The organism is Ensifer sp. WSM1721 (assembly GCF_000513895.2).
Classification (GTDB): Bacteria; Pseudomonadota; Alphaproteobacteria; order Rhizobiales; family Rhizobiaceae; genus Sinorhizobium.
On the sequence record NZ_CP165783.1, the window covers coordinates 991,533 to 1,012,837 of the forward strand.

Annotated in this window: 20 protein-coding genes; 5 read left to right on the forward strand and 15 right to left on the reverse strand. The window is 62.4% G+C overall.

All coding sequences use genetic code 11. The features are described 5' to 3' along the window. Positions 1-10 precede the first annotated feature (10 nt). Together M728_RS22165 and M728_RS22170 are read left to right on the forward strand one after the other, a co-directional pair. A complete protein-coding gene (locus M728_RS22165) occupies positions 11-1,387 on the forward strand; it encodes an aspartate aminotransferase family protein (RefSeq protein ID WP_026621090.1) in 1,377 nt (458 codons plus the stop codon). Positions 1,388-1,396: 9 nt separating this feature from the next. Further along, positions 1,397-2,470, forward strand: coding sequence for an alcohol dehydrogenase family protein (locus tag M728_RS22170; protein WP_026621089.1), 1,074 nt, complete (start codon positions 1,397-1,399; stop codon positions 2,468-2,470). Between the two features lie 19 nt (positions 2,471-2,489). Here M728_RS22170 and M728_RS22175 read toward each other — a convergent pair whose 3' ends face one another. Beyond that, positions 2,490-4,400 (reverse strand): adenylate/guanylate cyclase domain-containing protein, encoded by a 1,911-nt coding sequence (locus M728_RS22175; protein ID WP_026621088.1) that lies wholly within the window; start codon positions 4,398-4,400, stop codon positions 2,490-2,492. Positions 4,401-4,686: 286 nt separating this feature from the next. Between M728_RS22175 and M728_RS22180 the strand changes: the two genes are divergently transcribed. Both M728_RS22180 and M728_RS22185 read left to right on the forward strand, forming a co-directional pair. Then, positions 4,687-5,154, forward strand: a complete 468-nt coding sequence (locus M728_RS22180; RefSeq protein WP_026621087.1) for a carboxymuconolactone decarboxylase family protein — start codon at positions 4,687-4,689, stop codon at positions 5,152-5,154. Then, complete coding sequence (locus M728_RS22185; RefSeq protein WP_026621086.1) at positions 5,154-6,014, forward strand: sigma-70 family RNA polymerase sigma factor; 861 nt, start codon at positions 5,154-5,156, stop codon at positions 6,012-6,014. The genes M728_RS22180 and M728_RS22185 overlap by 1 nt, the downstream gene beginning before the upstream one ends. A gap of 35 nt (positions 6,015-6,049) precedes the next feature. Here M728_RS22185 and M728_RS22190 read toward each other — a convergent pair whose 3' ends face one another. From M728_RS22190 to M728_RS22205, 4 genes are all read right to left on the reverse strand, one after another. After that, on the reverse strand, positions 6,050-6,841 hold the full coding sequence (locus tag M728_RS22190; RefSeq protein WP_026621085.1) for an aminoglycoside phosphotransferase family protein: 792 nt from the start codon (positions 6,839-6,841) through the stop codon (positions 6,050-6,052). 45 nt (positions 6,842-6,886) lie between these two features. Then, entirely contained in the window at positions 6,887-7,216 is a 330-nt protein-coding gene (locus M728_RS22195) for a hypothetical protein (RefSeq protein ID WP_026621084.1), read from the reverse strand. A 120-nt stretch (positions 7,217-7,336) separates the two neighbouring features. Continuing rightward, positions 7,337-7,543 carry a hypothetical protein gene (locus M728_RS22200; RefSeq protein WP_026621083.1) on the reverse strand — a complete coding sequence of 69 codons (207 nt, stop codon included), beginning with the start codon at positions 7,541-7,543 and terminating at the stop codon, positions 7,337-7,339. Positions 7,544-7,670: 127 nt separating this feature from the next. Then, positions 7,671-8,513, reverse strand: a complete 843-nt coding sequence (locus M728_RS22205) for a hypothetical protein (protein WP_370906482.1) — start codon at positions 8,511-8,513, stop codon at positions 7,671-7,673. 187 nt (positions 8,514-8,700) lie between these two features. Here M728_RS22205 and M728_RS22210 point away from each other — a divergent pair, with 187 nt between their 5' ends. Next, the gene (locus tag M728_RS22210) at positions 8,701-9,162 is read left to right on the forward strand and encodes a hypothetical protein (protein ID WP_026621082.1); all 462 of its coding nucleotides are present in this window, start codon (positions 8,701-8,703) and stop codon (positions 9,160-9,162) included. A gap of 142 nt (positions 9,163-9,304) precedes the next feature. On the opposite strand, the gene M728_RS22215 is transcribed toward M728_RS22210, so the two are convergent. From M728_RS22215 to M728_RS22260, 10 genes are all read right to left on the reverse strand, one after another. Further along, positions 9,305-12,367, reverse strand: a complete 3,063-nt coding sequence (locus M728_RS22215; protein ID WP_051440906.1) for a cation-transporting P-type ATPase — start codon at positions 12,365-12,367, stop codon at positions 9,305-9,307. A 138-nt stretch (positions 12,368-12,505) separates the two neighbouring features. Next, entirely contained in the window at positions 12,506-12,796 is a 291-nt protein-coding gene (locus M728_RS22220; RefSeq protein WP_026621081.1) for a DUF5132 domain-containing protein, read from the reverse strand. 78 nt (positions 12,797-12,874) lie between these two features. Further along, positions 12,875-13,126, reverse strand: coding sequence for a DUF5132 domain-containing protein (locus M728_RS22225; RefSeq protein WP_084044524.1), 252 nt, complete (start codon positions 13,124-13,126; stop codon positions 12,875-12,877). A 250-nt stretch (positions 13,127-13,376) separates the two neighbouring features. Continuing rightward, complete coding sequence (locus M728_RS22230; protein WP_026621080.1) at positions 13,377-14,678, reverse strand: DUF445 domain-containing protein; 1,302 nt, start codon at positions 14,676-14,678, stop codon at positions 13,377-13,379. A 469-nt stretch (positions 14,679-15,147) separates the two neighbouring features. After that, positions 15,148-16,344, reverse strand: a complete 1,197-nt coding sequence (uxuA, locus tag M728_RS22235; RefSeq protein WP_026621079.1) for a mannonate dehydratase — start codon at positions 16,342-16,344, stop codon at positions 15,148-15,150. A gap of 15 nt (positions 16,345-16,359) precedes the next feature. Continuing rightward, entirely contained in the window at positions 16,360-17,418 is a 1,059-nt protein-coding gene (locus tag M728_RS22240; RefSeq protein WP_026621078.1) for an L-idonate 5-dehydrogenase, read from the reverse strand. Beyond that, positions 17,418-18,824 (reverse strand): TRAP transporter large permease, encoded by a 1,407-nt coding sequence (locus tag M728_RS22245; RefSeq protein WP_026621077.1) that lies wholly within the window; start codon positions 18,822-18,824, stop codon positions 17,418-17,420. The genes M728_RS22240 and M728_RS22245 overlap by 1 nt, the downstream gene beginning before the upstream one ends. Before the next feature lie 3 nt (positions 18,825-18,827). After that, positions 18,828-19,400, reverse strand: a complete 573-nt coding sequence (locus M728_RS22250) for a TRAP transporter small permease (protein WP_026621076.1) — start codon at positions 19,398-19,400, stop codon at positions 18,828-18,830. Between the two features lie 64 nt (positions 19,401-19,464). Next, on the reverse strand, positions 19,465-20,439 hold the full coding sequence (locus M728_RS22255) for a sialic acid TRAP transporter substrate-binding protein SiaP (protein WP_026621075.1): 975 nt from the start codon (positions 20,437-20,439) through the stop codon (positions 19,465-19,467). Between the two features lie 87 nt (positions 20,440-20,526). Continuing rightward, on the reverse strand, positions 20,527-21,270 hold the full coding sequence (locus M728_RS22260) for a FadR/GntR family transcriptional regulator (RefSeq protein ID WP_026621074.1): 744 nt from the start codon (positions 21,268-21,270) through the stop codon (positions 20,527-20,529). Between the last annotated feature and the right edge of the window lie 35 nt (positions 21,271-21,305).

Below are 21,305 nucleotides of genomic sequence, written 5' to 3' on the forward strand. Positions count from 1 at the left end.
AGGAAAGACCATGCTCGAAAGAAGCAACGAACTCACCGCCTGGGATCGCGACCACTTCTTCCATCCCTCGACCCATATGGGAATGCATGCGCGTGGCGAGAGCCCGACGCGCGTCATCGGCGGCGGTGAAGGCGTCTACATCACCGATATCAGCGGCAAGCGCAGCCTCGACGCCTTCTCCGGCCTTTATTGCGTCAATGTCGGCTACGGCCGCCAGAAAATCGCCGAGGCTATCGCCGAACAGGCGAAGAACCTCGCCTATTATCATGCCTATGTCGGCCACGGCACGGAAGCGTCGATCCGGCTTTCGAAGATGATCATCGAGCGTGCACCGGAAGGCATGAGCCGCGTCTATTTCGGCCTTTCCGGTTCGGATGCCAATGAAACCAACATCAAGCTGATCTGGTACTACAACAATATTCTCGGTCGGCCGGAGAAGAAGAAGATCATCTCTCGCTGGCGCGGCTATCACGGCTCGGGCGTGATGACCGGCTCGCTGACGGGCCTCCATCTTTTCCACAACGCCTTCGACCTGCCGCGTGCGCCGATCTTGCACACGGAGGCGCCCTATTACTTCCGCCGCCCCGACCGCTCGATGAGCGAGGAACAGTTCTCGCAATATTGCGCCGACAAGCTCGAAGAGATGATCCTCGCCGAAGGGCCGGATACGGTCGCCGCCTTCATCGGCGAGCCGATCCTCGGCACCGGCGGCATCGTGCCGCCGCCTGAAGGCTACTGGCAGAAGATCCAGGCCGTCCTTCAGAAATACGATATCCTGCTCATCGCCGATGAAGTCGTGACCGGTTTCGGCCGTCTCGGCACGATGTTCGGCTCCGAGCACTACGGCATCAAGCCGGACCTGATTACCATCGCCAAGGGGCTGACCTCCGCATACGCGCCGCTTTCCGGGACGATCGTCTCGGACAAGATCTGGCAGGTGCTGGTGAAGGGCTCCGACGAGCTTGGCGCCATCGGCCATGGCTGGACCTATTCGGCGCACCCGATCTGTGCCGCCGCCGGTATCGCCAATCTCGAACTGATCGACGAGCTCGGCATCGTCGAGAATGCGGGTTCGACAGGGGCCTATTTCCGGGCCGAACTCACAAAGGCGGTCGGCGATCATCGCAATGTCGGCGAGGTGCGCGGCGATGGATTGATGGCAGCGGTCGAATTCGTCGAGGACCGCGACGACCGCAAATTTTTCGATCCGGCACGCAAGATCGGGCCGCAGGTGGCGGCAGCGCTCGCCGAACGCGGCGTCATCGGCCGCGCCATGCCGCAGGGCGATATTCTTGGCTTCGCGCCGCCGCTCTGCCTGACGCGCGAGGAAGCCGAGATTGTCGTCACGGCGGCAGCCGACGCGATCCAGTCCGTACTCGGTCGCTGAGGGAGGCGCATGATGAATTCGGTTCCGACTAAGATGGCCGCCGTTTTGCTCACCGGGCACGGCGGCTTGGACAAGCTCGTCTACAGCAGGGAAGTCCCAGTGCCGTCGCCGGCTGCAGGCGAGGTGTTGATCAAGGTCACCGCCTGCGGCATGAACAACACCGACGTCTGGGTGCGCGAAGGGGCCTATGGCACCGAGGACGATCCCTCCGCCGTCTCGACCTGGCGGCGCCACGGCAACACGCTGACCTTCCCGCGCATCCAGGGTACGGACACGGTCGGCCATATCGTCGCCGTCGGCGACGGAGTCGAAAAGGCGCGCATCGGCGAGCGCGTCATGGTCGACTTCTCGATCTACAATCGCGACGACGACAGCCTGGCAGACATCGATTACATGGGCCACGGCCGCGATGGCGGCTATGCCGAATACATGGCGCTTCCGGCCGAAAACGCCCATGTGGTCGCGACGGATCTCACCGACATCGAGCTCGCCACCTTTTGCTGCGCTTATCTGACCGGCGAACGGATGCTCGAAAGAGCGAGGCTTGCGGCCGGCGAGCGAGTCCTCGTGACTGGGGCATCGGGCGGAGTCGGCTCGGCGATCATCCAGCTCGCGCGCGCCCGCGGCGCCATTCCGATCGCCGTTGCGGGTCCGGGCAAGGAAGCCGCGATGCTCGATATCGGCGCCGAAGCCGTCGTGACCCGCGGCCGGGGTGATCTCTTCGAAGCCGTCAATGAGGCCGTGCATGGCGAGCCGATCGACGTGGTCGCCGATCTCGTCGGCGGTCCGCTCTTCAACGATCTTCTGAAGATCCTGCGCCCGGAAGGCCGCTATACGACTGCCGGTGCCATCGCCGGACCGGTCGTGAAGCTGGATCTCAGGACAATGTATCTGAAGCAATTGGAGCTGCACGGATCGAGCCAGGGCAGCCGCGCCGATTTCCGGCGGCTGGTGCGCTATATCGAAGAGAAGAAGGTCCGCCCGCTCGTCGGCGGCGTCTATCCCCTCTCGGAATTCCACCGGGCGCAGACGGACTTCATGGCGAAAAACTTCGTAGGAAAGCTCGTGGTGGTGCCAGACTGACAGAGAGTGCGGCTGCCGCCTACAGCAATGGTTTGGCCCGAGGGTCCAAGCCGCTTGTTACGTCCGGCGCTCTCGCATCTGCAAGCTGCGACAGGAACTGGTCCATCAGCGGAGAATTGCCGAAGCGCCGATTGGCGCGCTCACCGGCAAGCGAAAATTCAGGATCCACGTCCGTCAGGCGCGCCATGGTGCGCTGCGCTCCCTGAACGTCGCCGCGCTGGCTCTGGACTGCGGTGTGTATCAGCAGGCAGTCCGCTTCGCGCGGCGCCCGCATTAGGCATTCCCGCAAGACCTGGTCGGCCTCTTCGAGACGCCCGGCAGCATAGAGCGCCTGACCGTAGACATAGGTATAATACTCCGGTGCCATGGGATGCAGGCGGCGCGCCCGTTCGGCATTGTCCACCGCCTCGTCATAGCTGCCGAATCTGACTTGCGCCTTTGCCAGCGCCATCAGGCTGTCCGGATCGTTCGGATTGAGCTCGACCGCCCGCTGCGCAGCCTGCATTGCGCCGGGATAGTCGCCGCTCATCGAAAGGCCGAAGCTCAGGACCTGGTAGCCGACAGCGAGATTTGGATCGAGACGAACGGCCTGGCGCGCCTCGCTGAGGCCCGTTTCCACATCGGTCCTGGTCGCCCTGCCGCTGAGGTTCTGCGCGAAGTCGACGATATAGGTCATTCCGAGATTGGCACGCGCTGTCGCATAACCGGGATCAAGCTCGAGGGCCCGATGAAGCAGCGCGCGCGCGGCAAGGAGCGCCTCGGCATCCTTCGAGCCATGTTTGTAGCGGTCGCGCGCCTGCAGGACGAGATCGTAAGCCTGAAGGTTTTCGGTGGGGCGCTCGGCCGCGTTCGATACCTCCGACTCGCGCACATAGGACACGAGATGCGAGACGATCTCGGCCGTCAACTCGGTCTGGACCGCAAAAATGTCCTCGACGCGGCGGTCGTAACTGCGCGACCAGAGATGCGCGCCGCTGCGCGCGTCGATCAACTGTGCCACCACACGAAGCTGGTCGCCGGCGCGCCGGGCACTGCCTTCCACCACATAGCCTGCACCCAGTCTTTCCCCGATCCTGCGGATGTCCTCCGCCTGACCGCGCAAGGCGAAGGTCGAGTTGCGCGCGATCACCTGAAGCTCGGGATTTCGCGCAAGATTGGCGATGATGTCCTCGGTAAGCCCGTCGGCGAAATAGCCCTGGTCGGCTTCGCCGCTCATGTTGTCGAAGGGCAGCACCGCGACCGTCGGCCGGGCATCGGCAGGCTCGACGCCCGACAGACGCACGATGCTGTTGGTCACATCGCCGGCGACCACTCTCAGTGCGGGCATCTGGGTGAAGGCGGCGACAAGGACTAGCGCTGCGGCCCCCACCGCGTAAGGCAAAATGGCGCGCCGGCGGCGCGCGATCCGGCGCAGCAAGTCAAGGCCGTTCACCTGCCGGGGCTCGACACGAACGGCATAAACGGCGAGCGGCTCGGGTATGTTCTTGGCCTGTCTTCGTCCGACACTGTAAAAAAGGTTGCTGCGGCTCTGGCCGGCGCTGCGGACCACCGCCTCGCTGACGAAAATGCTGGCGGGCTCCGCCATGGCTTCCAGCCGGGAAGCGACGTTAACGCCATCGCCGAACATGTCGCCATTGTCTTCTATGACGTCGCCGAGGTTGATGCCGAGACGCATGTTGAACGGCCGCTCGACGAATCCGTTCTGGATCTCGATCGCCGCATCGAGAGCCTCGTTGACGCTCGGGAATGTCGCGAGAAAGCCATCGCCAGTGGTCTTGAAGGTTCGACCGCCGTGCTTCTCGACGGTGGGTATTATCAGTCCGCTAAAGGCGGCGCGCAGTGCCGCATAGGTCGAGGCTTCGTCCTCGGACATCAGCCGGCTATAACCGACGATGTCGCCTGCCACGATTGCTGCGAGTTTGCGTTCCATCACGAGCCTCTGCAATCCCCATGAGCATCTATATGGCGCAATCCTTGTCCGTCCACTCAAAACTCCGTGTGCTGGCGTGCGATTTTGCTCTGGGCCTGCGACCGACGCTTGCACTGGCAACTGACGCTGACGCAAACTGAGATGCTGGCGGGATGAATGCTGAACGGGCGGGCAGCGCGACTGGGCTCCCTCCCCTGCTCATCGGACAAGAAAATTTTCGGCGCGAATGTCACACCGTCGGATCCTGCCTCGTCATGGTAGTGCAACCAACAAGAGGAAAGCAACCATGACTGCAAAACTTGATCCTTTCGCCGCTGCTCCTTCGCTGATGAAGAACTGGATGGGCACTTCGGTCGCCGTCGCTTCCAGCCTCGAGCCGACGCTCATCGAACTCGTGAAAATCCGTGCATCGCAGATCAACGGCTGCGCCAACTGCATCAATATGCATACAGTGGAAGCGCGCGCGAAGGGCGAGACGGAGCAGCGGATCTATCTTCTGTCGGCCTGGCGCGAGGCCCCTTGCTATTCCGAACGTGAGCGCGCCGCGCTCGGCTGGACGGAGGTTCTGACGCGGCTATCAGAAGGACATGCGCACGAAAGTGCCTATCAGGCCTTGAAGGCTCAGTTTACGGAGGAGGAACAGGTGAAGCTCACGCTGATGATCAATGTCATTAACGGGTGGAACCGCCTCGCGGTCGGCTTCGGCTTGTGGGTCGATCCGGCGGCCGCGAAGGCCGCCCAGGCGGCCGCCTGATGTCGGATCCGATGCACGAGGATGCAGCGGCGAGCTTCGATCCGCTGCGTCCCAAGCTCATGCGCGTCGCCTATCGAATGCTCGGCTCCGTCGCCGACGCAGAGGATATGGTACAGGAGGCCTTCATCCGCTGGATGAGGGCCGACCGCGCCGCGGTGCGCGAGCCCGAGGCCTTCCTTCGCCGAACCGTCACGCGGCTCTGCCTGGATCAGCTCAAATCAGCGCGACGCCAGCGGGAGACCTATGTCGGTCCTTGGCTTCCCGACCCCGTGGTGGTGGAAGAGGAGGACGACGGAGACGTCACCTTGCCGCTGATGCTGGCACTGGAACGGCTTTCTCCACTCGAGCGAGCGGCTTTCCTGCTGCACGATGTGTTCGGACTGGGATTCGAGGAAGTCGCAGCGACGATCAAGCGCGATCCGGCTGCCTGCCGCCAGCTCGCCACCCGCGCGCGTGCCCATGTCCGCGAGGCGAGGCCTCGCTTCCGGATTGAAAAGGAGCGTGGTCTCGAGTTTGCGGAGGCCTTCTTCACCGCGTCCCGCAGCGGCGACATGAAAACGCTTGGTGCGATGCTGGCGGCAGACGTCAGTGTCCATGCCGACGGCGGCGGCAAGCGGGCGGCAGCAATCGAGCCGATCATCGGATTCGATGCCGTCATGAAGGTCCATGAAAAGCTGGCCGCTCTGTTCCAGACGCATGGCTCGAAACTTCTTCGCGTCGGCTTGGTAAACGGACTGCCCGGTTTCATCACGCTGGAAGCCGATGGCGAACTCCAGACGACCGCGCTCGAAATCGAGGATGGCAAGATCGCCGCAATCTATGTGGTCAGAAACCCTGACAAGCTGAGGCACCTGCACTAACCAATTTGGGCCACCTCGATCAGGCGCAAGGAGAATTACGCCAAAGCGGCTTCGAGGATATGGCGGTTGCGCAGCAACCAGGCGACGCTGCGCGTCTGCCACGCGATTCCCCAAACACGCGGCACATGTTCCGATTCGGGCGTGATCTGCTGCTCGATCACTTCGTTGGCGGCGCTCTGGGAGGCAAACTCGATCACTCGGTACACGAGTTGCCGCCGCTCATGCGCTGACAGCCCATAAGCGTCGGCGAATGTGCGGACCTGCCGAGCGCGGTGCCTGGTTTCGGGCAGCCCGTTCACGTCCGCGACATCGTCGTCGTAGAGTTGGGCATTGTTCCAGACAACCATGGCAATCTCGGTCAACCGGTCGACAGGACCTGCTGCCTCCCAGTCGATCAGTGCGACGGGCTTGCCATTCCGCGAGACCACGTTCCAGGGAGCCGCATCGCAGTGACCGATAATGTCGGGCACGCCAACGTCTCTGCCGAACCAAGGGCGCCACATCGCGTCCGCCGGCGGCCGGAAGCTGGCGGTGGCGATATGTAAGCGACGAATCAGGCGACCTAAAGCGTCCATAGCTTCGTCGGACCACGGCGAAGGATTGATGACTTCGCCATCGATATAGGTCAAAAGCTCGCGGCCATGCTCGTCGAAACCCTCTCCGACGACGCGCGGGGCGCCCTCGAAATCCATTTCCTGCAGATGGCGGAGCAAGGCATGGACGGTGGGCGTCCAGGGACCAGTCTCGCGAACGACGATGCCACCGCGCCGGACAACGGCCGTTCTGCCCCCACCTTCGAGCGGTATTTCGTCGGCTTGTTCGACCATGGGACCAAAGATATCGGAAACCGCGGGTTCAACACAACCGAGGTTTCATGCGGGCAAATCTCCTGCCGAAGACCCATCGTGCTTGCGGGAAACCGAGGGCGCCAGCTCCTTGGGATCATCGTCGTCCTCATCGTCGATTTCATCGACCCGCACCTCGTCCAGGCGGTGCTTGATCGCCAGTGCGTAGATCGTGCTGAGAACGTTGCGGTCCTTCAGGTCGGGGTCGGTCAGGGCCAGCAGCGAGGCGCGGACAAGCTTCTTGCTGGAGGTCTTGGGGCAGCGCCTCCGGACGAACTCATAGAGGCTCGTATCGGAATGGCCCTGCGTGGCACCCTCCACCAATGCTTCATACACTTTCCTTCGCTTCTCACCCATATTGACCTCCTTCTATCGGTGCGGCGACTATCCGTCACAAAATTGTCATAGGCAAGCCGGTTTGCTCGAAAGCGCGCACGCGAACACTTTCGCCGGGAAATCGATCCGAGAGTGGAGCGGTCAAAACTTTCGGATCATTGCCAGGAGATCGTCAGCCTCGGTGACGCCACCGCGATGAAGATCGAAAATCCGCGCAGCCAGTGCATTTGCCGCCTCGCAACTGCGATTCCACCGTCGCTCCACCAGCGCTGCATCGAAAATTTCGCGCAGCATGAACAATTCGTCCGGGTGAAGAGAGAGCTCATATCTCGCGCGGTCCATGTACATCGCGCGACCCTTCCTTTGAGAAAAGAACCAATCCGGCCCGTCGCCGGGACCACCGCGAAACTCTAGCATGCGGCCATGACGTGCTTGTGTCTGCTTGGCCTGAGCGACCGCCCCCCATGCCAGACTGCTAGCGCGGGACGTTCTCCGGCTTTCCATCCGACCGTTGGGCAGGGGCTGGCTCGCCGGCGGCGGAGCTGGAGAGCTGACCGACGACGAACGCATAGAAGAGGAGCGACGTCGCCGATCCCGCCCATCGGCCCCTACTCAATTGCAGCATTCCGAGACCGCAAAAGAGAAGCGCAATCCATGGATTCTTGAGAATTCTCAACCCGCCATACGCGTTCCAGAAATTCTCGGTGGCGGGCCCCACTGCATTGCCCCGTATCGCCTGATAAAACGCCAGACTCGTCAGGCCAATTGTCGTTGCGCTACCGCCAGCCAATACGGCGGCGCCGTCCGCCGCCTGCGCTTTCGCAGGGGGCGATGCACGGCGGGGCCGCGGTGGAGCCGCCTCCTGCAGATCGAATATCTCGCTCTTGGCTGCGATCTCGCGGATCGAAGGCAAGTCCGTCTCATGTTGGATGAGGATGCTTCCGGTCATCGGATTCGCCCGTAAACCGGCAATCTCCGGATGTTCGGAAAGTTTCTCGACCGCCGAGCGGAAGTAGGACACGTCGCCGCGGCGATGGGGAACTCTTACCCGCAGACGCCCCGACATGAAGTGTTCAACATTCGCTGTGGGAAGCATGCCCGGCCTCCTCTCTTCACGTCTTTGCCTGCTGACGCTTCCGCCTTGCCGCGTTGGTTTACAACAGCGGAAAGATAGGCCTGAATTTTCGCACAAATCCGATGCGTCAACGAAGTGAGCGCGGTTCCAAGCCAGTTTCGCATAACGAGGGATCATCCACCAGCGCAATTGCACTTGATGAAGTACGGAAGACCCGTGATCCCGAAAAATCTCTCCGCCCATTTGCCGGCTTCGAGCGCATGGAAGTGGCGGCTCGGCGCGACAAAACCGCCCCGTCGCTCGACACCGGCAATCACACGGCTGCCCGTGTCTGTGGCTGTCATCAGGCCTTCACGTGCAGGCTCTATTGAGGCGGCGAACGGCCGTCTCGACCTGGCCTGAATGTGCATGAAGCAAGAGGTATCGACAATTGAACGCCGAGATCGTTCACTACACACCGGGCCGTCTGCGGATCAAGATCGGCGGCGCGCGCCATCAGACAGCCTTTTTCGCTGATCTGCAGCGAAAGCTCCTTGCTGTCGAGGGCGTGTTGGACGTCACTGTCAATCCAACGGCGGCAAGCCTGGTGATCGTGCACGACATTGGCATCGATCCGCGCGCCATCTGCCGCGAGGTTCCGGGATTGGCGGTTCCGTTGGCCGCTGCTCGACCCGCGGCCGACCAGGGCAGAGGGAGCGAAGCCGAGGTCATATTCCTGCTGGCGAAGCTTCTGCCTATTTTCTTCGCCCGCCATCCTGTTGCGCAACTGGCGGAGGTCCTCGGAGAACCGATACTTCGCGCGGTCGTCGACTCCATGACACGGCCGCAATCCTTCCCGTTGCCGGCAGCCGTCAACAGGGAAGAGAAAGAACTCCTCCCGCTCGCCGCTTAGTCGTTACAGCGCCGTGCGTCTTTTCAGACGCACAAAGGACGCTGTAGCACTTTGAAATGCTGCATGTGTCCTTAAATCGGGTACGATGTAAGGACACATGCAGCAGTGCCCGCAAGGGCTAACGATATGAACAAGAAATGGCCTAAGGCGCGTCGCGTGAAGTCGATTGAAGGCGACGCGCCTTCGGTGCAAGCATCGCCTTGTCGCGACGAACATCTGGCGGCGCTCGGCGAGCCCATACCAGATCGCTCTCATGGCCATCGCCCCGTGACTTCATCCATTCCATCGTTAGGAATGGGAGAGTCCCACCCGCAAGCGTAACGACCGCATCCATTCCGCTAATTGGCGCGATTCCGAGCAGCCTTCGCACAAACGGCAGGAACAGGCCCGCGGTCTGAACGGCCATTGATCCGCCGATGATCCATGAAAGAGCATGGTTGGGCGGTCTTGATCCGGGTTCAAAGACGCTCTCGGTGTCGGATCGCGACGTGAAGGCATGAAGCAACTGGGCCATGACCAGGCTTCCGAACGTCATGGTTCTGGTGCGCGGGGAGTCCAACCCGTAGCGCGACGCCCCGAAAAGACCCGCTGCCATCGCGGCGCCGCCCATGATCGCCGCTTGGGCGGTCAAGCTTCCGAGGTCCCGGACCGGCAAGATCTCGGAGCCTTCTTCCTTCGGCGTCTGCCGAAGTATATCGGCTTCAGGCGGTTCCATCGCCAGTCCGATGCCGGGCAACACGTCCGAGACCAGGTTGATCCACAAAAGCTGCATCGGCGTGAAGGGTGCGCGCATGCCGATTGAAGTGCCCGCAAGAACCAGCAGGATCTCGCTCAAATTGGTGCTGATCAGATAGCGAAGAGTCTTGCGGATATTTCGCCGGGTCGTGCGGCCCGTCTCGATGGCCGGCGCGAGGCCGCCAAGGCCGTCGGCGTCGATGATGACGTCCGCGATTTCCCTGGCTGCGCTCATGCTGTCCTGCCCGATGGCAATGCCGACGTCTGCGGCCTTCAATGCAGGTCCGTCGTTCACTCCGTCGCCGATCATCGCGACCCTCGCCCCGGCTTCTTGAAGGGAGCGAACGATTTGCAGCTTCTGAGAAGGGCTGACCCTGCTGAACGCCTGCGCATGGCGAGCGGTCAGAACAAGCTCCTCCGAGCTCATGCCCTCGATCTCGGTCGAATCGACAATCGCCAGTCTGCCTCCGCCGTTCAGTCCGACACGCTCGCCGACGGCGGCAGCTGTCGCCTTCTGATCGCCGGTCAGCATGATCGTGTGAATACCGGCCTCGTGCAGTCGGCCCATCAGCCTACTGACGCCTGGCCGCAACCGGTCGGCCATCCCCACCAGCCCCAGCCAGACCAGGTCCCGAGTGTCCTCTCCACTCGGCTTGGAGCTTCTCGTCTGTTTGCGCGCTACGCCGAGGACGCGCAGAGCCCGAGATGCCATTGCGAGATTTGCTTTTTCTATGGCGGCGCGTCGATCCGGCGTGAGCTCTCGCTGGATGCCGTCCGGCAGGATTTCCGCGCCGCAGCGCCGGAGGACCTCGTCCGGACTTCCTTTCATGGCAATCAGCATCCCGTCTTCCGTCATATGTCGCGTTGCCATGAGGCGAGATGCTTCGCTTCGTTGCTGGACCGATATTCGGGCAAAACGCCCTCGCAAGGAGGCAACGTCCACGCCGCTATCGAGAGCAGCCTCAATGAGGCAGCTCTCTGTAGGCGAACCGTTCAAGCGCAGTCCTTTGTCAGTGCCGACAATCTCCGTATCGTTGCAAAGACAGCAAGTTTCCAACAGGCTGCGCAATGGGCCCTCTGGGTCCGCGCCGCTTCGCCTGACGTCATTGATGCGGTAAGCCTTGTCGCCGATCCTGATCGTCTCGACAGAGATGCGGCCGAAGGTGAGTGTGCCTGTCTTGTCGAAACACGCAACGCGTACCGCTGCGAGCGTCTCGATGGCTTCCAGCTTGCGAATGAGAACGCCTTCGCGTCTGAGCCTTTCAACTCCGAGAGCGAACGTGGTGGTGGCGACCATTGGCAGGCCCTCTGGAACCGCAGCAACGGCAACGGAAAGGGCCGAGCGCGCCATCTGGAGAAGACCCAGGCCACGCAGCCCTCCCACGAGCACAATGAATGCGCATGCGCCCAAGGTCAGCCATCCCAGGCGCCGTCCGAGATTCGTAAGCTCCCTCTGGATGGGCGTCTCGGGGGTGAGTGTTGCTCCGACAAGCCGCTGGATTCGTCCCGCTTGTGTCAGGGGTCCCGTCGCCACCACGATCGCTCGTCCGCTGCCGCCCGTCACGATCGCTCCGCGGTAGATCATATTCGAACGTGCACCGAGAGGTACCTTCGACCTCCTGATAGTGCGGATATTCTTAGCAATCGGTGCGCTTTCACCGGTCAGCATCGCCTCGCTGACGCTCAAGGCCTGTGCATTCATAAGGCGCGCATCAGCCGGGACTACGTCGCCCCGTTGCACTGAGATGATGTCTCCAGGAACGACCTGCTGAACCGCCGTCGTCGTGGTGACGCCTTCACGTATGACCTGTGCGGTTCGCGGCCCACTCGCTCCCAGGCCCTGGATCGTCCGTTCGGCGCGGCTTTCGGTTTGATAGCCGATGGCGGCGTTCAGGCCAACGACCGCGAGGATCGCGGCGGCTTCGAGCACGCCACCCGTCAAAATAGAGATTGCGGCCGCGCCAAGAAGCATTGCCACCGGCAAGCTTTCAAACTGACCCGCAAGGATGGTCGCACTCGACCGTGGCTGGATGGAGTCGAGGAGATTGGGGCCGCTGCTCGCCAAGCGTTGGCGGGCATTAGCTCTCGATAGTCCTCCGTCCGCCGAAACCTCGAACATCGAACTCAAGCGCCTGGGTGACAATGTGTGCCACTCGGGATGCGGTGCATCGCTCGGCGGAACGATTTCGCCACGCAAAAGAGCTGCCAGATGCTCGACGATGGCGTCGAGATCTGACGTTGCCTCGAACTCGACGAGGACGGTTCCGGTCACATCGCTGCCGGCGATGCTCGACACACCCGGCGCCGCGCGACCTCCCCGCTCCAGCAGGTCTTTGACCGCGCTCGATCCTTGCAGACCTCCGACCTTCAGCCGAGCGCGCCCCGGCACCGACGTGTGGATCGGGACGATGGAGAGTGAGATGCTGGTGCTGGGTGCTTTGGATTTCCCAGGCTCGGCAAAGGTATGCATCGCGGGCTACCCCGCTGCCCTGCTTCACAGCGAAAACGACGTCGACTGCCGCGGCAATATCCAGAGGTCAACGCTCCGCCCGCCGTGGTGGCTTGAGGCCATCACGGCGTGTTCAAATCGAACTTCCTGGCATTCAGTTTAGCTGGTGGAAGTCCGCGCAGGTTTGGTCGCAGGCGGAGGCGAAGGCGAACTGCCCGCAGTCTCGGCCATTTCAGACCTGGCTTCCGCGACCAGATCGGATGTTCTTTCGTTCATCTCGGCCCATGCAACGCGGCCTTGATCATAGGCGACAAGACCCGCCTTCAGAACCGTCTTGGTAATCGGTCGCAGCAAAGGGGCCGCGAGCGGCGCTAAAACGAGGGCACCAACTCCGATCGCGAGGCCCGTTACCAAGTTCCCGCCTTTCAATGCGTCTTCGAGTATTGCCATTGAAGTTGCCTCCTTGTTTTTTGCCGTCCCGTCGTCAGCACGACCGGACCCCTCATCGGGATCTTCGCCTTGCGCCGATCAGGAACCAACCTGCGCCAAGCGTTGCCCGCCAGCCGCTTTGCGCTCTTCTTCTATCTCTGCTCTGACCTCGGAAAGGGTGTCTTCCGTGCTCTCGTTGAGTTCGGCCACTGCAATCCTTGCCTGATCGTAAGCTATGACACCGGCTTTGATCGCCGATTTGGCGTACGGCCTCAGGATGGGAGCGACTTTTGGCGCAAGTAGACCTGCAGCGACGCCGATTACCAAGCCAGTGACGAAGGGCAGCGCCATGTCACGCTCCTTTCGGGGGAGGTCTGGGAGCATTCTGCTAGACCTGCCAAGATGAATGAAAATCTTGTCGCAAGTTTGTCATCAGACCGTCACAAACAGCTGCACCAAGAATGCAGCCCTGCTTGCAACGCCCCGCTGCGACCTCTCGGCAAGAGCGATGGCCTGAGATGATCGATAATCGATCCGCGGGCGACTGGGGCCGCAAGCGTGCGCGCTGGCGCGTCTGCCCGTTGGCTCCAGTTGACCGCAGTCAACCGAAAAGCTGGGAAACCAGGAAGATGAGACAGCCCGCGAAGGCGCCGACCACCGTGCCGTTCATGCGGATGTACTGAAGGTCGCTACCGACCACGAGTTCCAGGCGATCCACGAGCGTGTGACTGTCCCAGCTTCGGACCACCTCCGCTACAAACGCACCGATCTCGTGGCGCCACGAGACCAAATAGACGGCAAGCTTCTCCACGAACGTGTCGATGTGCTTCAACATCGCTTCGTCGGTCGCCAGTGCCCTGCCGACCAGAAGACAGAGCTTCTCCACCGCCGTGCGTGCTTTCGAGTCCGGCTGCGACAGGTCTTCCAGCATTGCCCGTGAGGTCTTGCGCCACACCACTGCCACCCACGCCTGGGCCTCCGGGTGCTCGAGGATGCGGTTCTTGAAAGCGTTGATCTGCGCGCGCTGCTCCGGCGAATTTATCAGTTCGTCGATCAGCCGAGCGAGAGCCTCACGGAATTTCAACCGAACTTCGCTATCGGGCTCGCGCAGCTTGTTCAGGAGATCGGCCACCCCGGTGACGATCGCCTCGGCGATCTTGCGGTCAATGGTCCGGGGAATCCACCAGCGGCTACGTTCCCGAACCAGCTGGAAGATCTGCTCGCGGTTTTCCTCCAGCCATTCGGAGGCAACGCCAAGGGCTCGCTCGAACAGGACATCCGTCTCGCCGCTCGCCGTCATTATACGGATGGCGCGGCCTATCACGGGCGCTATATCGGCCTGCCGCACCTGCTCGCCGAGGCTCCGGCGGGCAAATTCCTGCAGGTCCTTGTTGTCGAGGGTTCGGATGACATGCGGCAGTGCCGAAGCGACAGCCTCCGCGAGGACTGGCGCCGTCGCCGGAGCCGCGAGCCAGGTTGCGAAACGCCCAGCCACATTGGCGCTCCGCAGCTTCCGCAGGAGCACCTCCTCGGTGAGAAAATGCCGCTCCAAGAAGCGCCCGAGCGTTTGACCGATGCGTTCCTGGCTGCTCGGTATGATCGCCGTGTGCGGTATGGGCAGGCCGAGCGGGTGGCGGAAGAGCGCGGTGACGGCGAACCAGTCGGCAAGCCCGCCGACAATGCCCGCCTCGGCAGTGGCACGCAGCAGCCTCACGCCGAAACCGGGATCGGCAACGAAGTGGGTACCGAGGAAGACCGCTCCCATGGCGACGAGGAGCGACGTCGCCAAAGTGCGATTGCGCCTTAGGCGACGGCGCAAACCGTCCTCGGCAACAGCCGGAAAGGCGCCCGGCTGTGGCGGCGGGGCGAGAGTGTCGAACGAGCGAGAACGATCCGGTGACATGTCTCAACCTCCTCGCGTCAAACGGTGCCCGGCCCTACAGCGCCGGGCGTCTTATCAGACGCGCAAAGTCGCTGTAGCACTTTGAATTGCTGCATGTTCTTATCCTTAAATCGGCTACGGTTTAAGGAAACATGCGATTTCGGGTTCCGAGGAGCAGAACCTTCCACACCGTTGCACGGAAATTTGGCCGATCATGGGTCATCGAAGCTGTGAGGAACAGACCTGTCCCTGTTTCCTGAAGCTATGCAACCGGGACCGGCTTGAATCGGAGGGATGGCTCGGGGATTCTCGGGACTGCTCGTCGCACCGAGGGCTGGGCGATCCGTTTATCTCAACCCGCGGGACGGCACGGGCGTGCTCGCGCTCTTTCCGCATGCGATGGCGATCCGCTTCATCGCCGAACATTCAGTGATCGACACCGAACGGGTGGAAGGTCCGGCAATGCCCTCCTGCCCTCACGAACGTCCGCTCAAACCCGCCCATAGATCGGGTGAGACAATGCTCTTTCGATGCCGCGCAGTTCCGCCAGGCCCTTCAGGCGGCCGATCGCCGGATAGCCTGGCTGTGCGCCGCGGGTCAGATCGTCGAGGATCTCCTGGCCGTGATCCGGGCGCATCGGAATCTGGTGGTCCGCACGGCCCTCGGCGCGGCGCCGCTGCTCCTCTTTGAGCAGCCCGGCGATCACCGCCACCATGTCGGTACCCCCCTCCAGATGCTCGTCCTCATAGAAGGAGCAAGGCGTCCGCTCCTCCTCGCGGCGGACATTGCGGAGATGGACGAAGTGGATGCGTGGGGCGAATTGGCGGACCATGGCCGGCAGATCATTTGCCGCCAGGGCGCCGAGCGAGCCGGTGCAGAAGGTGACGCCGTTCGCGGGGCTATCGACCTCGCTGAGCATGAAGGCATAGTCTTCCGCCGTCGAGAGAATGCGCGGCAGGCCGAGCAGCGCCCATGGCGGATCGTCCGGATGGGCGCAGATGTTGACGCCGGCCCGTTCGGCGACCGGCGTCACCTCGGCGAGGAAATCGACGAGGTGGCGCTGGAGCTTTTCGCGTCCGATGCCTGAATAGGTCTGTAGATGCTCGCGGAGCTGCGGCAGGCTGTAGCCGTCGGCCGAGCCCGGAAGTCCGGCGCCGATGTTGCGGGAAAGCGCGAGCCGCCGCTCCTCCGTCATCTCGCCAAAGCGTCGCGCCGCCTGTTCACGCGTCGCTTCGTCATAGTCGTCAAGCGCGCCCGGCCGCTCAAGCAGATGGAGATCGAAAGCCGCGAAGTCGATGCGGTCGAAGCGCATGGCTTTCGCGCCGTGGCGGGCGGTCCAGCGCAGGTCGGTGCGCGTCCAGTCGAGGACCGGCATGAAATTGTAGCAGACGGTGCGGATGCCGGCAGAGGACAGGCGGCGCAGTGTCTCCTGCCAATTGGCGAGGTGCTCGCGCCAGCGGCCTGTCTGTGTCTTGATGCTTTCGGATACGGGAACGCTTTCCACCACCTCCCATTCGAGGCCGCCCTCGCGGACCTCTCGCTGCCGCTTTTCGATCTCCGCGACGGGCCAGACAGCCCCGGTCGCGATGTGATGGAGCGCGCTGACGATACCCTGCGCGCCGGCCTGCGCCGCATCCTGGACGCTCACCCGGTCCACCGGTCCGAACCACCGCCATGTATGTCGCATGTAACTCAAACTCCTTTAAGGCAGAAACGTCAGTTGCACCTTGCAGGCAACCGAGCGGTCGCCGGCCTGCTCGAAGGCGGTGACTGCCTGATCGACCGGAAACGCATGGGAAATGATCGGCCGGACGTCGATCCGGCGGTTGGCGATGAGCTCGACCGCAAGCGCGAACTCGCTGTCGAAGCGCTGCGAGCCGACGAGGCGCAATTCCTTGCCGACAAGCGCATTGAGCGGAAGGGTGATGTCGCCCGTTACCCCAACCTGCACGATCAGACCGCGCGGCTTGACCGCCGCGATCGCATTGCGCAATGCAGGCGCTGCCGCCGAGCACTCGAAGGCGACATCGAACCGGCCCTTTTCGGCCTCGTATTCGCTCAGACCCGCAGGATCGCGGCGAATGTTCACGACGCGCGTCGCGCCCATTGTCAGCGCCCGGTCGAGCGCCGCATCGGCGAGATCGGACACCACGATCGTCTTGGCCCCGGCATGGCGGGCGGCGGCGACGACGAGAGCGCCGATCGGCCCGGCGCCGGTGACAAGCACCTGTCTGCCCTTGAGATCGCCTGCCCGTGCGACGGCATGGAGCGAGACTGCCAGCGGTTCGGCGCAGGCCGCTTCCCCGGCGCTGACCGACGTGCCCGCCGGGAAGCACTGGCCCGCCGGCACGACGAGCCAGTCGCGGAACATGCCTTGCGTGTGAGGAACGCGCATGGCGCTGCCCATGAACTGCATGTTCAGGCAGTGAATGGGAAGCCCTTCGCCGCAGAAGCGGCAGTTGCCGCAGGGTTGGCTCGGATTGACCGCGACCAGCTCGCCGACGGCAATGCCGGAGACACCGGCTCCGAGCGCGACGACATGTCCCGAGGCCTCGTGGCCCGGGATGATCGGCTCACGCACGCGGATGGGGCCGAAGCCGCCATCCTGGTAGTAGTGAAGATCGGAGCCGCAGATGCCGGCGGCCGCCATCTTCAAGAGAACCTCGCCTTCGCCGGGCTCCGCAACGTCCTGAGCTTCCAGCCTGAGATCGCGTTGACCATAGAGTCGGGCGAGACGCGTGCGCATGGTTGCCGGTGCCATCAGCGGATCAGCCCTACCGCGCCCGGCAGCCACAGGGTGATCGCGGGAACGAAGGTGATGAGGATGAGTGCGATGAAGAGCGGCAGGAGCCAAGGCAGGATCGCCATGGTCGTCCGTTCGACCGAGAGCTTCGCGACGCGCGACAGCACGAAGAGCACCATGCCGAGCGGCGGATGCAAAAGACCGATCATCAGGTTGAGCGTCATGATCAGGCCGAAGTGAACCGGGTCGATGCCGAACTGGGCCGACAATGGCAGGAGGATCGGCACCAGGATGGTGATCGCGGCGATCGTGTCGAGAAAGCAGCCGACGAAGAGCATCAGGAGGTTCACCAGGATCAGAAAGACCCACTTGTTTTCGGTGATCGTCAGGATCGCGCCTGAAAGCATCTGGGCGGCCTGGCTGACCGTCAAAAGCCAGGCGAAGATCGATGCGGCGGTCACGATGAAGAGCACCGAGGCGGTCGTCTCGATCGTGTCGAAGGTCGCCCGCGTCAGCGTCGCCATCGTCATCGTGCGATAGCGCACCAGCCCCAGAAACAGCGACCACAGGACCGCGGCGACGGCGGCTTCCGTCGGCGTGAACCAGCCCATGGTCATGCCGCCGATCAGGATCACCGGGGTCATCAGCGCCATGACCGCGGAAAAGTCGAAGTACCAGTCGAGGGCGAGCAGCACCACGAGGGCGATGCCGACAGCGACATTCATCGACAGGCCCGCCGACATCAGGAGATAGATGAAGATCGGCACGGCAAGCACGACGACGACCTCGAGCGAGGCCGACAAAATCCGCTTCATCTCGAATGGCGTGTCGGAGCCCCAGCCGCGCTTGTAGGCGAAGATCGCGACCGTCAGCATCATCAGCACCGTCATCACCACGCCCGGAACGATGCCGGCCATGAACAGGGCGCCGATCGAGACATTCGCCATCATGCCGTAGATGACGAAGGGCAGCGATGGCGGAAAGATCGGTCCGAGCGTCGCCGATGCGGCCGTGACGCCGACGGCGGCCTCGACCGGATAGCCATGATCCTTCATCGCCTTGATCTCGATCGTGCCGATGCCGGCGGCGTCAGCGAGCGCGGTGCCCGACATGCCGGAAAAGATCACCGAACCGATGATGTTGACCTGCGCGAGCCCCCCTTTCATCCAGCCGACGAGCGCGACCGCGAAGGCATAGATGCGGCCGGTGACACCGGCGGAGTTCATCAGATTGCCGGCGAGAATGAAGAACGGCACCGCAAGCAGCGGAAAACTCTCCACACCGGCAATCATCCGCTGTGCTGCGATGATATCGGGGGCGACATTAAAGAAGACCAGATAGAGGACCGAGGCCACGGCCATGGAGACGGCGACAGGAACCCCTACCAGCATGAGGAGAAGAAACGATCCGACGAGCAACAGCATGAATCAGCCCTCGACCTTCTGGAATTCCTCCGGCTTTTCGAGAACCGAATAGCCGCGGCGTTGATTGGCGATGAAGACCTGAATGGAGCGGACCAGCATCAGTACGAAGCCTGCCATCACGCTGTAGAAAACGATGCTGCGCGGCAGATCGACCGTCACCATGCGCTCATGCGCAACGATCGCCACATAGCGCCACATCAGCCAGCAGGCATAGGCGAAGAAGCCGATGCGCACGAGGTCGACAAAGATCGCCATACCGCGTGCCGCAGGCCTCGGGAGATAATGATAGAGCACGTCGACCTGGATGTGCCGCGAAACCCGGACGCACATGACGGAACCGAGGAACACTAGGCCGATCAGGCAATTGGTGGCGATCTCCTCCGTCCAGGCATAGGAGTCGTTGAGCACGTAGCGGGTAAAGAATTGCAGGAATACGCATCCTGTCATCACCCAGAAGATGGCGAGCGTCACCCAATCCTCGAAGGCATAGTTCGAAATATCCGCGGCTGGCGGGGCCTCGTCGAAGGAATGGGCGATTTCCTCCGGCGTCGTCTGCAAATGGACTTCCTGTGACATGGCGTTCATCCGGCGAAGGTGGAAAAAATGCCGGCGGCTCTACGTACCGCCGGCATCTATGATTTCACTTGACGGCGCGGATTGCCTCCCAGTCTTCCTTCTTGTAGCCGAAGTCTTCGAGCGACACCTTCTCCATCACGTTTGACTGGAAGTCCGCCTTGTCGACCTCCGTCACTTGGATGCCGCGCTCCTTGAAGGTCTCGACGAGCTTCTTCTCACGCTCTTCGATGATCTTGGTGGCACGCTCCGCCGCCTGCTGCATCACTTCGGTGAAAATCTGCTTGTCCGCATCGGAGAGCTGCGACCAGAGATTCTTCGACACCACCGTGTTCAGGTGATCGACGATATGCCCGGTCAAGACGATGTGCTTCTGCACCTCGAAGAACTTCTTCGCCTCGATCGTCGTCAGCGGATTTTCCTGCGCCTCGACCGTGCCGTTCTGGAGAGCGAGATAGACCTCCGCGAAGGCGATCGGCGTCGTATTGGCGCCGCAGGCCCGCGGCATGGCGAGGTAGGCCGGGACGTCCGGGACGCGCATCTTCAGCCCCTGCATGTCGGCACATTTTGCGATCGGCCGGTTCGATGTGGTGTGGCGCGTGCCGTAGTAGGTGACGGCGGTGATGTGGTTGCCCGAAGCCGCCTCGTACCCCTCGGCCAGTCGCTTGAAGACATCGCTCTTGGTATAGGCGATCAGATGGGCCGGGTCGCGGAACGTGTAGGGGAAATAGGTCACGCCGATCGGTGCATATTCCCGCGCAGCGAAGCTCGAGCCGGAAATGATGATATCGACCGTGCCGAGCTTCAGGCCCTGGTTGATGTCGGCCTCCTTGCCGAGCTGCGAGGCCGGGAAGACATCGATCTTGTAACGCCCCTCGGTGCGCTTGCCGATTTCTTCGGCGGCCCAGACGGACTCGGTATGGAACGGCTCCGAGGTCTCGTAGACATGCGCCCATTTGAGCGCCGTCTGAGCCTCGGCTGCAAGCGCCGAAGCCAGGACGGTCGCAGTGGCACCCAGCAGCGTCAACAGTTTGAACTTCATCTTCTTTCTCCTCCCAAAAGCGAAGTGATTTTTCAAAGCGAGATGTGGAAAATCTGCGCGGTTTTGCGCCCGCATTCCTCTTTCATGTTAATTCCCCCCGACGCGCCTCCACGCGGCGGGTATCGTGCCGTCGGACGACTCCTCCTCGAAGCTTGCCGACAGGCGAAGCTGAGACTGATCAAGATGCGCGCGCATAGCGGCGCGTGCGGCTGCAGGATCGCCCGAGGCGATCGCGTCGCGGATCACGCGATGCTCCTCCATCGCGGCGCGCCAGGTTTCGGTGTTTTCGAAATAGCTCGCGAGCTTCTCGAAATAAGGCGTCATGCGCATGTCGTGGATGCTGCCGACGAAACGGTTCAGCGTCTGATTAGCGATGATGCTCGCGACAATGACGTGGAACTCGCGGTCGAGCGCGAGCGCCAGGCGGCGATCCTCGAGTGCCGCCGCCATGCGCGAGAGATTATCGTCGAGAACGGCGATATGCTCGGGACGCGCCAGCCGAGCCGCCTCTTCGGCAATGGCGCACTCGACCACCGCCCGCGCCCGCAGCAATTCGAACGGACCTTCGAAATCCTCCGGCGGCGTATCGGGCGCCCGAACCTTGCGCGTCGCGACATAGATGCCGGACCCCATGCGGATATCGATGAAACCCTCGACCTCGAGCACGATCAGCGCTTCGCGGATGGTGGGACGGGAAACGCCGAGCTTCTGCGCGAGTTCCCGCTCGGATGGAAGCCGGGAACCGGGCGCCAGTTCGCCCCGTTCGATCAGCCCTCTCATCTGGTCCGCCACCTGACGATAGAGGCGGCGCGATTCCACGGCAGAAAACATCACGCTCCCCGATAGAGCTTCTGCGGCCAAGTGGC

Coding starts and splice junctions, on each gene's coding strand:
- M728_RS22260 (WP_026621074.1), bottom strand. CDS start 21,270: ATGTTTTCTGCCGTGGAATCGCGCCGCCTCTATCGTCAGGTGGCGGAC.
- M728_RS22175 (WP_026621088.1), bottom strand. CDS start 4,400: ATGGAACGCAAACTCGCAGCAATCGTGGCAGGCGACATCGTCGGTTAT.
- M728_RS22240 (WP_026621078.1), bottom strand. CDS start 17,418: ATGGCACCGGCAACCATGCGCACGCGTCTCGCCCGACTCTATGGTCAA.
- M728_RS22215 (WP_051440906.1), bottom strand. CDS start 12,367: ATGCATACCTTTGCCGAGCCTGGGAAATCCAAAGCACCCAGCACCAGC.
- M728_RS22250 (WP_026621076.1), bottom strand. CDS start 19,400: ATGTCACAGGAAGTCCATTTGCAGACGACGCCGGAGGAAATCGCCCAT.
- uxuA (WP_026621079.1), bottom strand. CDS start 16,344: ATGCGACATACATGGCGGTGGTTCGGACCGGTGGACCGGGTGAGCGTC.
- M728_RS22185 (WP_026621086.1), top strand. CDS start 5,154: ATGTCGGATCCGATGCACGAGGATGCAGCGGCGAGCTTCGATCCGCTG.
- M728_RS22170 (WP_026621089.1), top strand. CDS start 1,397: ATGATGAATTCGGTTCCGACTAAGATGGCCGCCGTTTTGCTCACCGGG.
- M728_RS22245 (WP_026621077.1), bottom strand. CDS start 18,824: ATGCTGTTGCTCGTCGGATCGTTTCTTCTCCTCATGCTGGTAGGGGTT.
- M728_RS22195 (WP_026621084.1), bottom strand. CDS start 7,216: ATGGGTGAGAAGCGAAGGAAAGTGTATGAAGCATTGGTGGAGGGTGCC.
- M728_RS22255 (WP_026621075.1), bottom strand. CDS start 20,439: ATGAAGTTCAAACTGTTGACGCTGCTGGGTGCCACTGCGACCGTCCTG.
- M728_RS22190 (WP_026621085.1), bottom strand. CDS start 6,841: ATGGTCGAACAAGCCGACGAAATACCGCTCGAAGGTGGGGGCAGAACG.
- M728_RS22225 (WP_084044524.1), bottom strand. CDS start 13,126: ATGGCGCTGCCCTTCGTCACTGGCTTGGTAATCGGCGTCGCTGCAGGT.
- M728_RS22230 (WP_026621080.1), bottom strand. CDS start 14,678: ATGTCACCGGATCGTTCTCGCTCGTTCGACACTCTCGCCCCGCCGCCA.
- M728_RS22205 (WP_370906482.1), bottom strand. CDS start 8,513: ATGGGCGGAGAGATTTTTCGGGATCACGGGTCTTCCGTACTTCATCAA.
- M728_RS22200 (WP_026621083.1), bottom strand. CDS start 7,543: ATGTACATGGACCGCGCGAGATATGAGCTCTCTCTTCACCCGGACGAA.
- M728_RS22180 (WP_026621087.1), top strand. CDS start 4,687: ATGACTGCAAAACTTGATCCTTTCGCCGCTGCTCCTTCGCTGATGAAG.
- M728_RS22220 (WP_026621081.1), bottom strand. CDS start 12,796: ATGGCAATACTCGAAGACGCATTGAAAGGCGGGAACTTGGTAACGGGC.
- M728_RS22165 (WP_026621090.1), top strand. CDS start 11: ATGCTCGAAAGAAGCAACGAACTCACCGCCTGGGATCGCGACCACTTC.